This is a genomic window from Mycobacterium sp. 360MFTsu5.1, from assembly GCF_000383495.1.
GTDB classification, from domain to species: domain Bacteria; phylum Actinomycetota; class Actinomycetes; order Mycobacteriales; family Mycobacteriaceae; genus Mycobacterium; species Mycobacterium mucogenicum_B.
In genome coordinates, this window is the sequence record NZ_KB911464.1 from 545305 (window position 1) to 561517 (window position 16213).

At 68.9% G+C, this 16213-nt stretch carries 7 protein-coding genes; all 7 read right to left on the minus strand.

The window, feature by feature from the left end; all coding sequences use genetic code 11:
- Positions 1-12: 12 nt before the first annotated feature.
- Complete coding sequence (locus H289_RS0109430) at positions 13-1425, minus strand: hypothetical protein (RefSeq protein ID WP_020100531.1); 1413 nt, start codon at positions 1423-1425, stop codon at positions 13-15.
- Positions 1426-1481: 56 nt separating this feature from the next.
- Positions 1482-2894, minus strand: a complete 1413-nt coding sequence (locus tag H289_RS0109435) for a hypothetical protein (RefSeq protein WP_020100532.1) — start codon at positions 2892-2894, stop codon at positions 1482-1484.
- Between the two features lie 3 nt (positions 2895-2897).
- A complete protein-coding gene (locus tag H289_RS30205; protein ID WP_051128447.1) occupies positions 2898-4367 on the minus strand; it encodes a condensation domain-containing protein in 1470 nt (489 codons plus the stop codon).
- Positions 4368-4430: 63 nt separating this feature from the next.
- A complete protein-coding gene (gene pks2, locus H289_RS0109445; RefSeq protein WP_051128448.1) occupies positions 4431-10676 on the minus strand; it encodes a sulfolipid-1 biosynthesis phthioceranic/hydroxyphthioceranic acid synthase in 6246 nt (2081 codons plus the stop codon).
- 662 nt (positions 10677-11338) lie between these two features.
- Positions 11339-12631 carry an esterase/beta-lactamase LipL gene (lipL, locus tag H289_RS0109450; RefSeq protein WP_029105012.1) on the minus strand — a complete coding sequence of 431 codons (1293 nt, stop codon included), beginning with the start codon at positions 12629-12631 and terminating at the stop codon, positions 11339-11341.
- A 346-nt stretch (positions 12632-12977) separates the two neighbouring features.
- Complete coding sequence (gene meaB / locus H289_RS0109455; RefSeq protein WP_029105013.1) at positions 12978-13952, minus strand: methylmalonyl Co-A mutase-associated GTPase MeaB; 975 nt, start codon at positions 13950-13952, stop codon at positions 12978-12980.
- A 10-nt stretch (positions 13953-13962) separates the two neighbouring features.
- Positions 13963-16212 carry a methylmalonyl-CoA mutase gene (gene scpA / locus H289_RS0109460; RefSeq protein ID WP_020100537.1) on the minus strand — a complete coding sequence of 750 codons (2250 nt, stop codon included), beginning with the start codon at positions 16210-16212 and terminating at the stop codon, positions 13963-13965.
- Position 16213: the final 1 nt, after the last annotated feature.

Here is a 16213-nt window from a genome sequence, read left to right on the forward strand (position 1 = left end):
CGGGACCGCCCGTCAGTAGATGGTCAGCGGCGTGAGGTCGAATTCCTCGAGCGTCTCGCGGACGAGTTCGCGCAACATGGCCCGGTTGTTCTCGGCGCCCACCTGGTAGCCGACGATGCCGAGGTTCACCCGGCCGTTGTAGCGGCCGGACGCGACCACCAGCAGGCCGCCGGGCCGCTCGATGTCGGCCCGCTTGACCTTCTGCTCGACACCCCAGCAGTTCAGGAACGTCGCCTGGTTGACGCCGTCGGGGCGGCACATCAGGTCCGGCAGCTCGGCGAAGTTGGAGCACGTCACCGGCATGTCGCCGAGCACCAGGTCGGCCGTCTTGTTCACCGCGCGCAGCGGGATGAACGGCGTCAGCGGCAGCAGGATGAACGACTCGTCCGGCTGTTCCTTGGCCGTGGACAGCGACGTGCGCAGCGCGCCCCGCAGATCCGTCAGGTCCTTGGCGACGTGCGTCGGGTCGACGGTGAGGTTGGCGAACGCCATGGCGTTGGCGCGGGTGTCCTCCATCGACGTCCGGTCGTTGACCGCGACCATGAGCGCAATGTTGTTGTCGTGCTTGCGATGCCGTTCCATCCGCACCCCCAGCCGGGCGGCGAACGCCGCGGCCAGCGAGTAGGTGTTGCCGCCGAGGGTGGCGCACTTGGCGTCCCACTGCTCGACGTCGATGTGGGTACCGGCGAACGGCAGCAGCACGTACTCGTCGGGGTTGGCCGCCGTCGGCGCGGGCCGGGTGTCACCGGACTTGGAGATTTCATGCCGCCTGCGGTGCAGCATCTTGGCCGCGGCCACCACGGTCCGCCGGACCTCGGGCCAATCGCGCCGGGCCTGGCGCAGGTCGGCGCGCAGACCCTGCCAGCGGGTCCGGGAGCCCGGCTGGGCGTAGCCCAGATCGCGGCCCTGTCCGAGCACCGACTCCATGATCGCGGCCACCGCACCGGTGCCGTCGATCAGGCAGTGCGACAGCGCCAGCGCCACGCCCGTCGAACCGTCGCTGAACTTCTGGACACCCAGGTGCCAGCCGGGGCCGTGCTCGGGATCGATCGGGATCTGCGAGCGCTCCTCCAGCCAGTCGGTCAGTTCCGAACGCGGACGGGCGGTTTCGACGATGTCCAGCGGGCGCTCGACAGCCGGCGCGGCCACCCAGCGGGCGCGGCCGAACGGCAGCGGCGAGCGCTCGATGCGCCGGGCCGCCAGGCTCCGGCCGAAGTTCGCGTGGAAGCGGCGCAGGCCGTCGAGGTCGACGGGCCCTTCGTAGAACCACAGCGCCAGCATTACCTGGACCCGGCCACTGGCCCGGTACGACAGGAAGGTCGCCTCGTCCATGTAGTCCAGACGGTCCTGCGGACGGTCCAGTTCGTCAGGCAGCTTGGCGAACCGGCCACGGCCGGTTCCGTTCGACCGGGTATCGGTGGACAAAATAGACCTGGCCCTTCGCTTCGGTTATTCGGTTGTCGAACTTGGGATTACGCGGATTATTCGTAGACCGCCGACAGGCCGAACTCGGCCAGCGTCGCTTCCACGTGCGCCCGCAGCGTCGCCTTGGTGTTCTCGGCGCCCGGCTGGTAGCCGATGACGGCCATCGACACGCGCCCGATCATCTGCATCGAGATGACGGTGAGAATGCCTTTGCGGTGCTCCAGCACGCCGCGCGGAACCTGCCCGTCGACGCCGCGTGCCATGACGTATTCGGCCTGAGTTCCGTCGACGCGAGCCAGATCGTCCGGCAGCACACCGAGGTTCGAGCAGAAGACCGGCAACTCGCCGAACCCGACCGCGATGTCAGCGGCCTGCGTGACGGCCCGCTTGGGGATGAACGGCGTCAGCGGCAGCAGCTCCAACTTCTCGTCGGGCTCCTCACGCATCTTGCGCAGGGCTTCCTTGATGACCGCCCGCGTCTCCGTCAGATCCTCGGCGACACCCTTCGGATTGACGCGGGCATCACCGATCAGCACCGCGTTGGCACGGGTGTCCTCCAGCGTGCGGTCGTTGATCGGCACGACCAGCGGCACCACGCCCTCGGCCTCGCTGAACCGGCCCATCCGCTCGGACAACCGGGCGGCGAATCCGGCGATCAGCGCATAGCTGTTTCCACCGAGCGCCTTGGCCCGCGCTTCGAACTCGGCGGCGTCGATGAACGCAAAGATCGCCGGTACCACGAGATTTTGCTTGGCACTGTCCGAATCCAGATGGGCCGCAGGCGACTTCCCGGAGCGTCGCAGCTCGCTGCGCTTCTGATAGGCCTGCTTCGCCGCCGACTTGATCGAACGGCCGAGTTCGGGCAGATCGCGGAAGGTCTGGCGCAGATCGGCGCGCACCGCGCCCCAACGGGACCGGGAGTGTGGCTGCGGCAGACCGAGGTCGCGCCGCTGGCCCGTCACCGATTCGAACACCGTCAGCATCGCGCCGCCACCGTCGGCGATGCAGTGCGAACCGACCAGGCTGACCACCGTGGCGCCGTCGTCGAGCGGCTGCACACCCATGTGCCACGTCGGTCCGAATTCGGGGTCGACCGGGATCTGGGCGTGCTCGTCGAGGAAGTCGCCGAGTTCCGACCGGGGACGCACGGTCTCGTACATCCGGATCGGCGCGGGCGGCCCGAGCGCCGACACCCAGCGATGCCGGCCGAACGGCAGGATCGACGGCTCGATCTGCCGCCCGCCGAGGCCGTGACCGAAGTTGTAGTGGAACCGGCGCAGACCATCCATGTCGACCGGGTGCTCGTAAACCCAGCCGAACTGCATGACCGCGGCCTGTCCGGTGGCCCGCAGACCCAGGAACATCGCCTGGTCGACGTAGTCGAGCACGCGGCTCTCGTCACCGTCGTTGTCGTCGGCGAACCAGCGGCGCAACAAAGGCACACGCGGCGGCCGCGTGGAGGTCGTCACAGGTCAGCCCTTCACAGCTCGAATCAGTTCGCTGCGGCAGCCGTTGTGGCGCAAGGCATCCGAGCGGCCTGCACCAGTACCACCGTCGGCGACGCGCAGGTACACCGCACGCATCGCGTGCAGGTACTTGTCCACCGATTCACGCGCGATGGGGTTGTCCGGGTAGGCGATGGTGACCGAGGTTTCCTTCTCGGAACGGTTCACCCAGATGCCGATCTGGTACGCCGAGCGGGCATCGCTGTACACGCGGCCGTTGAGCCGTTCCCACTCGTTCATGATCGCCGGCGACAGCGGCGGCAGGTTGGTGTCGAGGTAGGACACCATCGGCACGCCCGGGTCCGCCTTGCGGATCGAGGCGACCTTGCCCTCGGCCAGTTCCAGCACGCGCTCGAACGGGACGTGCGCGAGTTCCATGCCGGCGTCGAACGCCTTCTGCATGGCGCGGGCGGTGTCGCCGAAGGACTCCGGCACCACCGGGACGCTGATCGGCACGACGCCGGTGAACCAGCCCGTCGTCATGAACTCGGCCGGGGTGCGGCGCGTCGTGGTCGGGGTGATGACGTTGTAGATCGGCCGGCCCGTCAGCTCGTGCTCGGCGAGCGCCGCGCACGCGATGACGCCACCGATCACGCGGGCACCCGCGGACAGGCAGGCCGACTCGAACCGCTCCGACTGATGCTTGTCCATCAACCGGACGGTCAGCATCTCGCCACCGCAGGGCACCGACGGGTCGCCGAGCGGCAGCGGGAAGCACGGCAGCGTGCCATCGTTGGCCTCGGCGAACTTGATCCAGTCCTTGACCTCCGGGGACTCCAGCGTCAGCGCCGACGTGAACTCCGCCTGCTTGACGCAGTAGTCGTCGTAGCTGCCGGCGTCGGCCAGCGGGATCGGCGGGGCGCCACTCACGAGAGCCGCGTACATCAGGTGGATCTCGACGAGCACCAGTCCCATCAGCAGTGCATCGGTGTGCACGTGGTCGATGCTGAAGTAGAAGGTGAAGTGGTCGTCGCGCTGGATGATGCCGAAGTGGAAGCAGTCCCACTGCAGGGGATCGGGCGTCGCGAGCACGTGGTCACGCCACTGCTGCGCGTTCATCTCGCCGTGCTCGGTGGCCACCAGCTTGATGTCGCGCGGGCTCTTCGCCGTCCGGCGCACCACCGAATCGTCGTCGAGCAACTCGAACCAGCTGTGGAAGGTGTCGTGCCGGCGGACGTAGGCGTTGATGACGTGCGTCATCGCCCGGACGTCGCACTTACCCGGCATGTCCCATGCGGCGATGTTCAGCCGGGCCATGTCCGTGCCGTTGCGCTCGTGCGAACGGAACGCGCGGATGTGCTGGCTCTGCTGGTAGCTGACCGGTACCGAGCTGACCGGTGCGTTGCGCAGCTTGGCAAGCGACGCAGACGAAGGGTTCCAGGAAGTCAGAACACCCGAGGAACCCATCCAGTCATGGATGGTCCTAATCGCAACCATGTTCACTCTCCTGTGCTTCGGTGAATTCAGCGCGCGGCTTCTGTGACGCCCTACTCTGACCCGTCATGTCGAAATCGCCGTCGAAATCGCCTCCCCCAGGCGTTCTGCCAGTGCTCGGACATTCGTGATGTCCGACGAACCGATCCGGACACCCGTCTCAGCTTCGATACGGGTCCGCAGTTCCAGCGCCCCGAGCGAATCGAGGCCGTACTCGGCCAACGGACGGTCGGGGTCGACAGATCGCCTAAGTATCATAGACATAGCGTCGGTGATCAGGCGCCTCAGACGAGCCGGCCGCTCCTCCTCCGACAGTGCGTGGAACTCCGCGAGGAATTCGCTGGTGCCCGCACCGCCCCGCCCGATGTTGGCAAACGACTCCGCAAACTTGCTGGTCTGCGCGAAAGCCACCAGCCAGTCGGCGCCGGCCACCGGCGCGTAGCCGGCGTAGGCGCGGTCGTGGCGGATGATCGCGTCGAACGCGTACGCGCCGTCCTCCGGATCGATCGCCATGGCCTCGTCGGCCGCCATGCCCTGCCCGGCGCCGATCTTGGCCCACGCACCCCAGGCGATGACCGTCGCCGGCAAACCCTGCGAACGGCGCCACTGGGTGAACGCGTCCAGCCAGCTGTTTGCCGCGGCGTACGCACCCTGTCCAGGTGAGCCCACCATGGCGGCGGCCGACGAGAACGAGCTGAACCAGTCCAGCTCGGACCCGGCCGTCGCCTCGTGCAGGTGCCATGCGCCGTACACCTTGGGAGCCCAGTCGCGTTCGATCAGCTCGTCGGTGATGTTCGGCAACGTCGCGTCCTCGACCACGGCGGCGCCGTGCAGCACGCCGCGCAGCGGCTTGCCGGTCGACTCGGCCGCGGCGACCAGGCGCGCGGCGGTGTCGGCGGCAGCGATGTCACCCAGCACCACCTCGACCTCGGCACCCTTGCTCCGGACGGCCTCGATGGCCTTCGCGGTCGCGGCACTCGGCTCCGAACGCGCGTTGAGCACGATGCGTCCGCAACCACCGGCGGCCAGCTTCTCCGCCAGGAACAGGCCCAGGCCGCTCAGACCACCGGTGACGATGTAGGAGCCGTCGGCCCGGTACACGGGAGCGTTCTCCGGCGACAGGACCGCCTCGAACTCCCCGGTGTGCGGGATGTCGAGGACGAGCTTGCCGGTATGGCCGGCCGCGCCCATCACGCGGATGGCGGTGGCGGCCTCGGCCAGCGGGTAATGCGTGGTGTCCGGCACCGGCAGCACGCCGTCGGCGATCTGTCCGAAGATCGTCTCGAGCATGCCGCGCGTGACGTCGGGGTTGGTCAGCGTCAGCAGCGCCAGGTCGAGCGCGTAGAACGACAGGTTCCGGCGGAACGGGAACAGGCCCATCCGGGTGTCGCCGTAGATGTCGCGCTTACCGATCTCGACGAACCGGCCGCCGAAGGTCAGCAGCTCGACACCGGCCTTCTGCGCCGCACCGGGCAGCGAGTTCAGCACGACGTCGACGCCGTAGCCGTCGGTGTCGCGGCGAATCTCCTCGGCGAAGGCGGTGCTGCGCGAGTCATAGACATGCTGGATTCCCCAGCTGCGCAACAGGTTTCGACGGTCGTCACTACCGGCGGTGGCGTAGATGTCGGCGCCCGCGGCCCGCGCGATGGCGATGGCGGCCTGGCCAACACCACCGGTGGCGGAGTGGATCAGCACCTTGTCGCCGGCCTGGATACGGGCCAGGTTGTGCAGGCCGTACCAGGCGGTGGCGTGCGCACTGGGCACCGCCGCCGCGCTGCCCTCGGGCAGGTCGTCCGGAATCTTCACGGCCAGGTTGGCGTCGCAGGTGACGAACGTCTTCCAGGCACCGGTCAGCGAGATGCCCGCGACCCGGTCGCCGATCTGATGATCGGTGACGCCCGGGCCGACCGCGGTGACCACACCGGCGAAGTCCGCGCCCGGCTGCGGCAGCCGGCCCTCGAAGCTCGGGTACCGGCCGTAGGCGACCAGCACGTCGGCGAAGTTGAGGTTCGACGCCGCGACCGAGACCTCGATCTGGCCCGGTCCCGGAGCGACGCGCTCGTACGCGGCCAGCTCGGCCGACGACAGGTCTCCGGGGGTCCGGATCTGCAGCTGCACACCGTCGGTTTCCGGCCGCACGACGGTGGTGCGACGCTCCTCGGGCTGCAGCTGGCTGAGGTTCAGGCGCGCGGTGAACCACTCGCCCGACCGCCAGGCCGTCTCGTCCTCTTCGGAGCCGGACAGCAGTTCGGCGGCGACGTGCGCCACGTCGGCCTGCACGTCCAGGTCGATCTGCGTCGGCCGCATCGCCGGGTACTCCATGCCGATCGCCCGGATGAGGCCGCGGATGCCGCCCTGCTCCAGGTTGGCCACATCGGCAGACAGCACGGTGCGGGCACCCCGGGTGAGCACGTACAGCCGCGCCGGCTGGCCCGGGACGTCGGGCAGGCCCCGCACGATGTGGACGAGCTGCTCGACCTGCGTCACGCCGCGCTGTGCGGTGGCAAGGGACGCCGAGCCCGCGGTGCCTTCCGATGCACCCGTGACGATGACGACGCCCTTGAACGGCTTGGCCGTCAGCGTCGCCTGCAGCGACTCGAGGTTCGACGCATGGTCGGCGTCGGCCGGCCACGCCATGGTGGACACGTCGGCCTCGTCGGACTGCAGCACCTCGGACAGCTTCTCGGTCAGGCTGTCCGCGTCGGCGGCGGCCGAGATCAGCAGCCAGCGACCCGGATCGACCACGTTGGCGACGGGCGCGTCCTGGCTGCGCCACTCGATGTTCAGCAGCCGCTCGTTGAGCAGCCGCTCACGCTGGCCCTCCTCGGACACGCCGGTGCCGAGCCGCAGGCCGCTCACCGCGAGCAGCACCGCGCCGTGCTCGTCGAGCACATCGATGTCGGCTTCGACCGCGGTCGGCGAGAGGCTGACGAGCTTGACGTAGCAGTAGTGCGCGTTGCGGGTCGACTCGTAGGCCCGCAGCTTGCCGACGCCCAGCGGCAGCATCAGCGCGCCGGTGGTGTCGCCGTGCAGCTCGGGATGCGCAGCCACCGCCTGGAAGCAGGCGTCGAGCAGCGCCGGGTGCACGGTGTAGGCACTCTGCTGCGACCGGATGGCACCCGGCAGCGCAACCGCGGCGAGCACCGTGGTGCCCGCGGTCGTGTGGGCCGCCGTCAGGCCCGAGAACGCCGGGCCGTACTGGATGCCGCGCTCGCCGAACCAGGTACGCAGGTCGCCACCGTCGACGTCCTCGGTGTGGGCGGCGACCAGCTTGGCCAGGTTGTAGCTCGGCCGGGAGGCGTCGTCCTCGATGGCATGCAGCGTCGCGGCCGCACGGCGCACCTGCTCGCCGTCCTGATAGGTCTCGACGAGGAAGTCGATGTCGCCCGACGGCACCGCGGTGGCCACCGCCGACACGGCGGTCTCCTCCTCGAGCAGCAGCATGGCCTCGAACGTCACGTTGCGGACCTCGGAGGCCTCGCCCAGCACCTCGCGGGCCGCGCCGAGCGCCATCTCGCAGTACGCCGCACCCGGCAGCGCCGCGACGTTGTGCACCTGGTGGTCACCCAGCCAGGGCTGGACGCCGGTACCCACATCGGACTGCCAGACGTGCCGCTCGGGCTCCTCCGGGAGCCGTACGTGCGCGCCGAGCAGCGGGTGCACCGCGAGCGATGCCCCGCCGGGGGCCTGCTCGTGCGGATCACGCGTCAGGATCAGGTGGTTACGGGTCCACGTCGGCAGCGGCACGTCGACCAGCACGCCGTCCGGGTAGATCACCGAGAAGTCGATGGCCGCGCCGGCGGTGTGCAGATCGGCGACGACGTCGCGCAGACCGTTCGGCACGTCCTGTTCGCGACGCATCGCGGCCAGCGCGGCGATGCCGATGTCCTGGTGCGCGGCGTTCTGGTTGACCGCGTGCACCAGCAGCGGGTGCGGGGCCAGCTCGATGAACACCCGGAAGCCGTCGTCGAGCGCGGCCTGCACGGCAGCACCGAAGCGCACGGTGTGGCGCAGGTTGTCCACCCAGTAGTCGGCGTCGTAGTCCGCGGGATCACGCGGGTCGTACTGCGTGGCCGAGTAGTACGGCACCGCCGGCTCGTCGGGCTCGAGGTCCTCGAGGGCGTCGGCGAGCTCGTCCAGGATCGGGTCGACCTGCGGGGTGTGCGACGCGACGTCGACGGCGACCTCGCGGGCCATGACGCCCCGCTCGTCCCATTCCTTGACCAGCGCGCGGATGGCGTCCTTGTCACCACCGACGACGGTCGACTGCGGCGAGGCGACCACCGCGAGCACGACGTCGCTGACGCCGCGCGCGCCGAGCTCGGAGAGCACCTGCTGGGCGGGCAGCTCCACCGACGCCATGGCGCCCGAGCCGGACACCTTGAGCATCAGGTTCGACCGGCGGCAGATCACCTTCACGCCATCTTCGAGCGACAGCGCGCCGGAGACGACGGCGGCGGCGGACTCACCCATCGAGTGGCCGATGACCGCGCCGGGCTGCACACCGTAGGACCGCAGGGTGGCGGCCAGCGCCACCTGGATCGCGAACACGGCGGGCTGGATGCGGTCGATGCCGGTCACGGTCTCACCGGCGGTGATGGCCTCGGTGATCGAGAAGCCCGACTCCGCCTCGATGAGCGGTTCGATCTCGGCGATGGCGGCCGCGAATGCGGGCTCGGCGGCCAGCAGGCCGGCGCCCATGGCCGCCCACTGCGAACCCTGACCCGAGAACACCCACACCGGGCCGCGGTCTCCCTTACCGGCCGCGGCCTGGTACGGGGTCTCGCTGTCGGCGACCTCACGCAGCGCGTGGATCAGGCCGGCGGCGTCCTCGGCGAGGACGGCGGCGCGCACCGGTCGGTGGGCGCGGCGGCGCGCCAGCGTGTAGGCGGTGTCGGCCAGGTCGAGGGCCTCGCCCTGGGTCGCGGCCCAGTCGGCCAGTTTGCCGGCGGTGCGGCGCAGTTCCTCGGCCGAGGTGGACGACACCGGGAACAGCAGTTTGCCATCGGCGCTGAGGCTGCCCTGTCTATCCGCTTCCACGACGCGCGGCGACGACTCGGCCGGGGCCTGCTCGACGACGGCGTGCACGTTGGTGCCGGACAGGCCGTAGGCGGACACGGCGGCACGGCGCGGGTGGTCGGCGGTCGCGGGCCACGGTACGAGGTCCGTCGGCACGAACAACCCGGTGCTGATGGCCGCCATCTCGGCGGGCATCTCGTTGAAGTAGAGGTTCTTCGGAACCTCGCCGTGCTGCAGGGCCAGGACGGTCTTCATCAGGCCGACCGCACCCGACGCCGACTGCGCATGTCCGACGTTGGTCTTGACCGAGCCCAGCACGACGGGCCCTTGCTTGCCGTAAACCGTTGCCAGACTTGAGTATTCGATCGGATCGCCGACGGGCGTTCCGGTGCCGTGCGCCTCGATGTAGCCGACGGTGGCGGGGTCGATGGCGGCGAGGTCCAGTGCGCGCCGGTAGACGGCGACCTGGGCGTCCGCGCCCGGGGTCGCGATGTTGACGGTGTGGCCGTCCTGGTTGCTCGCCGTGCCGCGGATGACCGCGAGGACGCGGTCGCCGTCACGCTGCGCGTCGTCCAGGCGCTTCAGCATGAACATGACCGACGCCTCGGCGGAGACGAAGCCGTCGGCGGCGACATCGAAGGCGTGGCAGTGGCCGGTCGGCGACAGCATGCCCTGGGCCGAACCCGAGGACATCTTGCGCGGCTCCAGCATGATCGAGACACCGCCGGCGAGGGCGGCGTCGCTCTCACCGTCGTGCAGGCTGCGGCAGGCGTTGTGGATGGCGAGGAGGCTGGACGAACAGGCCGAGTCGACCGTGTACGACGGGCCGTGGGCACCGAGGTGGTACGACACACGACCCGAGGCCAGGCTGAAGTTGTTACCGGTGAAGCCGTACGGGCCCTCGATGGCGTGGGCGTCGGCGGCCAGCAGCTGGTAGTCGCCGTGGGTCATGCCCACGAAGACACCGGTGAGCGAGCCGGCCAGGGTGGCGGGATCGATGCCCGCGTGTTCCACGGCCTCCCAAGAGGTTTCGAGGATCAGGCGGTGCTGTGGGTCGATCGCGGTGGCTTCGCGGTCGCTGATGTTGAAGAAGTCGGCGTCGAAACCGGCAACGTCATCCAGGAAACCGCCCCACTTGGAGACCGACCGGCCGGGCACGCCGGGCTCCGGGTCGTAGTACTCCTCGGCGTCCCACCGTTCCAACGGAACTTTGGTAACCAGGTCGTCACCGCGCAGCAGGGCTTCCCACAGCTCGTCCGGCGAGCTGATGCCGCCAGGAAGCCGGCATGCCATGCCGATGATCGCGACGGGTGTCGTCGGTGACCCACCCACTTAGCTACCGCCTCTCCGTGCAGTCCGGCCGGATTCCGACACACCGTGTCGGGTGGCTTTGCAGACCGCGCTCAAAATCTCTGCGAAATCGTCTTTGCCGCGTTAAACAAACTGGCTCGAAATCCTACCGGGTCAAATTAACTGATCCGCCGATTCGGGGCTACCCGTTTCGGTCGAATCGCTACCAGGCGACCGTCAGCAGCGGATATCCGCAGCACACTCGCTGCGGAAGGCCCAACCCGCCCGGCGCGCCGTTGCGCAGGGGTTTGGTTCGGAGCCATTTCGAACCAGCCACGGGGCGGAAGCATAGCGGTCCGTAGCGAACATCGTTCACCCCAGCACCGCACCCACGCGAGGGCTGCGACACGACAAATGTTTGCGTGGATATCGTTATTGAAATTCGAGCAACGCAGCGAAAATCGTAGAACTACAGGCTGCGGCCATAAAATCGTATTGTCGGCAATGGTCAATACGCATGGTACGAAATATCTACTGTGACGAACTCCGCTCGATACGGGCAAAAAATCAACATGCCGGACATCTGCGTGTATTCGAAAGTCCGGTGTTGAGGGCGGTCCGCATCGCTTCCGATGCGGCCACATATCTCGCGCGCGCAAACTCCGTCAGCCCGCAACCGGAGCCGGATCGGCGTATGACGCACCGAACTCCGTGACCCGGCAGAAGCCGTTGCTGCGCGCCTGCGCCGCGCCGTGTCGCACCATTGCCGCGAGCGCCACGAAACCGGCCTGATCGGCCAGCATCAGCGGCGTCAGCAGGCGGTTGTGCACGAAGCCGAAAGCCAGGCCCCGGTCAGGATCCGCCCATCCCAGCGACCCGCCGAGACCGACGTGACCGAACCCGGGCATGACACCGGGGAACGGCACACCGTGGTATCCGAGGTTGAAATCCATGGGCAGGCCGAGGCCCAGATCAGGAAAGACGCTGCCGGTCCCCCGCAGCTGTGCCACCGTGCCCGCGGACAGGAAGCGCAGGCCGTCGATCTGGCCGCCGTTGGCCATCGCGCCGTACACGCGCCCCAGCGATCGAGCCGTGGCCACGCCGTTGGCGCCCGGCATCTCGGAATCCAGCAGCGGCGTGTCGCCCTGCGCCATCGACCGCATGCCGGTGAAGTACATCGAGCCGAAGCCGCCGGAGAACGGCAACTTCGCCACGTGCGGCGCCACCGCGTCGAACAGCGGATTGCGAATGCGGAACTGCGGGCCGATGATCTGCGCGGGCTGCGTGGGCGCATGCGCGGCCGGGCGGCCGAGATGCAGGCCGTCGGTGCCGAGCGGCTCCGCCAGCTCGGTGCGGAACAGTTCCCGCATGCTCTGACCCGTCACCGCGCGGGCCAGGCCCGACAACAGCCAGCCGTAGGTGATGGCGTGGTACGCCGGGCGGCCCTTCATCCAGCTCATCGGAGCCGCCGCCAGCCGCCGTTCCATGAGGCGGTGGTCCATCAGCTCGTCGCGCGTGGCGCCGTTCAGCTGCGACAGCCCGGCGCGGTGCCGCATCAGCTCCCGCACGGTCACGCCGGCCTTACCGTTGGCCCCGAAGGCCGGCCAGTACTCGGCCACGGGCGCGTCGTAGGCGATCAGGCCCCGGTCGGCCAGGCGGTGGATGACGGTCGAGGCCAACCCCTTGGTCGCCGAGAACACCATGGCGCCGGTGTCGGCGTCCCACGGCCGGGTGCCCCACCGGTCGGCCCACCCCGTCCACACGTCGACGACGGGAACGCCGTCGAGGTACACCGAGAGGGCGCCGCCGCCCAGATAGCGACTGGGGAACATGGCGGAAAAGGCCCGCACCACCGTTGCGAAACTCGGGTCAGCGGCACCGTGGACGCCCTGCGGAAGAGGCCCGCCGGCGGACCGGAGAGGCGCGACATTGCGCTCCCGGCGAATAGCGTTGGTCATTACCAAATGATGACGTGCGCCTGCCGCCGATCATCTCCGACGTTATCAATCTGTTAGCTAAAAAGTCTGGATACACAGGCTCGGCGCCACCGGCATTTCCACTTCAAGATCGCACTTACGCCGGCGTAACCGCTTGCGAAGGCATCGTCATGCCGGCGAGTTCAGAGGTCAGCGTGCATGCCCGAGGAAACAGTCAGATAGCCAGGAACGCGCGACCGCATTTTCTTCCGCAGTCCGGGCACGCCGCGGCACCATCCCGAAATTGGTTTCGCCAGCGCCTCGCCGGAATACCCGCCGGGCCGGTTCGCCTATTGCGCCGGCCAACCTGCCGGCAATCTCGGCCCGGTCAGTTCGCGAGGTCGATGATGCGCTGCGCGGCCAACGCCGGCGTCAGCTCACCCTCGCGCACCTGACGTTCCACCTCGTCGCGATTGGCCTTGACGGCGGGATTCGACAGCACCCGGTCCAGGACCGTGTCCCGCACCATCGTCCAGGTCCAGTCGACCTGCTGGGCGCGCCGCCGGGCCTCGAATTCGCCTGCCGCGCTGAGGGTTTCACGATGTTTGAGCACGGTGTCCCACATCGCGGCCAGACCGTCGCCGGTCAGCGCGCTCATGGTCAGCACCGGGGGCCGCCACAGGGTGTCGCGCGGATAGATCAACCGGATCGCCCCGGACAGTTCCCGCGCCGCGGCCTTGGCTTCGATGGCGTGCTCGCCGTCGGCCTTGTTGACGACGATGACGTCGGCGAGCTCCAGCACGCCCTTCTTGATGCCCTGCAACTGGTCACCGGTGCGGGCCAGCGTCAGGAAGACGAAGGTGTCGACCATGTTGGCCACCGTCACCTCCGACTGGCCGACGCCGACGGTCTCGACCAGGACCACGTCGTAGCCGGCCGCCTCCAGCAGCACGATGGTCTCGCGGGTGGCCTTGGCGACCCCGCCGAGCGTGCCCGACGTCGGTGACGGCCGGATGTAGGCCTCCGGCTGCACGGCCAGCTGCGCCATCCGGGTCTTGTCGCCGAGGATCGAACCACCGGTACGGGTCGACGACGGGTCGACGGCCAGCACCGCGACGCGGTGGCCCCGCCCGATGAGGTGCATGCCGAGCGCTTCGATCGTCGTCGACTTGCCGACGCCGGGGACGCCGGTGATGCCGACGTGCAGCGCGCTGCCGGCTTCTGGGGTCAGCTCTAGCAGCAACTGCTGCGCGGCATCACGATGGTCGGCCCGGGTGGACTCGACCAGCGTGATGGCACGTGACAGCGCCGCTCGATCGCCGGCCCGGATCCTGGCTGCGAGTTCAGGAACCGGGGTCGTCATGCCCGCCACCTCAGAGCTTGTAGCCCAGCCGCTCGGCGAGCTTGCCCAACAGGCCGATCGCGGCGTCGGCGATCACCGTCCCGGGCGGGAAGATCGCCGCGGCGCCCGCCTCGTACAGCTCGTCGAAGTCGCCCGGCGGGATCACGCCGCCGACCACGACCATGATGTCCGGACGCCCCACCTCGGCCAGTGCGTCGCGCAGCGCGGGCACCAGCGTGAGGTGACCCGCCGCCAGCGACGACACCCCGACCACGTGCACGTCGTTGTCCGCCGCCTGCCGCGCCACCTCGTCGGGCGTGGAGAACAGCGAGCCGACGTCCACGTCGAAGCCGATGTCGGCGAACGCGGTGGCGATGACCTTCTGGCCGCGGTCGTGGCCGTCCTGGCCCATCTTGGCCACCAGGATGCGGGGGCGACGGCCGTCGGCCTCGGCGAACTTCTCGACCAATTCGGTTGCGGTGCTCACGTTTCCGGTCTTCCCCACCTCGTCGCGGTAGACGCCGGCGATGGTGCGGATCTCGGCCTGGTGCCGGCCGTACACCTTCTCCAGCGCGTCGGAGATCTCGCCGACGGTGGCCTTGGCGCGGGCCGCGTTGATGGCCAGCGCCATCAGGTTGTTGCCCAGTCCGTCTTCCCCGGCGTGCCCGGATTCGCCTGCGGCGCGGGTCAATTCGGCCAGTGCCGCCTGGGTGGCGGCCTCGTCGCGGTCGGCGCGCAGCTGCTCGAGCTTGGCGAGCTGCTCGGCCCGCACCCGGCTGTTCTCGACCTTGAGGACCTCGATCTCCTGGTCCTCGTCCACCTGGTACTTGTTGACGCCGATCACCGTCTGGGCACCGGAGTCGATGCGGGCCTGGGTACGTGCGGCGGCCTCTTCGATGCGCAGCTTCGGGATGCCTTCGCCGATGGCCTGCGCCATGCCGCCGTGCTCGGCGACCTCCTTGATGTGCGCGCGGGCCTTCTCGGCGAGCTGGTGGGTCAGCCACTCGACGTAGTACGAGCCGCCCCAGGGGTCGATGGGCCGCGTGGTGCCCGACTCCTGCTGCAGCAACAGCTGGGTGTTGCGGGCGATGCGGGCCGAGAAGTCGGTGGGCAGCGCCAGCGCCTCGTCGAGGGCGTTGGTGTGCAGCGACTGCGTGTGGCCCTGCGTGGCGGCCATGGCCTCGATACACGTGCGCGCGACGTTGTTGAACGGGTCCTGCGCCGTCAGCGACCAGCCCGAGGTCTGCGAGTGGGTACGCAGCGACAGCGACTTCTCGCTCTTGGGACTGAACTCGGCGACCAGCTCGCTCCACAGCAGACGGCCGGCGCGCAGCTTGGCCACCTCCATGAAGAAGTTCATGCCGATGCCCCAGAAGAACGACAGGCGCGGCGCGAACTTGTCGATGTCCAGGCCCGCGTCGAGGCCGGCCTTGATGTACTCGACGCCGTCGGCCAGCGTGTACGCCAGCTCCAAATCCGCTGTGGCCCCGGCCTCTTGGATGTGGTAGCCCGAGATGGAGATCGAGTTGAACTTCGGCATCTTGGTGCTGGTGTAGCCGAAGATGTCCGAGATGATCCGCATCGACGACTTCGGCGGATAGATGTAGGTGTTCCGGACCATGAACTCTTTGAGGATGTCGTTCTGGATGGTCCCGGCCAGTTTCTCCGGCGGCACGCCCTGTTCCTCGGCGGCCACGACGTAGAGCGCGAGGATCGGCAGCACGGCGCCGTTCATCGTCATCGAGACGCTGACGCTGCCCAGGTCGATACCGTCGAACAGCTGACGCATGTCGAGGATGGAATCGATTGCCACACCGGCCATTCCGACATCGCCCTGGACGCGCGGGTGGTCCGAGTCGTAGCCGCGGTGGGTGGCGAGGTCGAACGCGACCGACAGGCCCTTCTGGCCGGCGGCCAGGTTGCGGCGGTAGAACGCGTTGGACTCGGCGGCGGTGGAGAACCCAGCGTACTGACGGATGGTCCACGGCTGGTTCACGTACATGGTCGGGTACGGCCCGCGGATGAACGGCGGGGTGCCCGGGAAACTGTCCAGCGGGTAGCCGGCCGCGGCGACGGCGTCACGGTCTTCGGCGATGTACACCGGCTTGACGTCGATGCCCTCGGGCGTCGACCAGGTGAGCTGCTCCGCGGTGTAGCCGTGCGCCTGCGCCGCGTCGGCGACGTGGGTGTCAACGGCGCTGGAGGACGGCGCTACCGGGCTCTCTCCGTGTAGCGGGACGTCGGCGAAACTACCGATTGTGGTCACGTCAGAAGCGGTCATT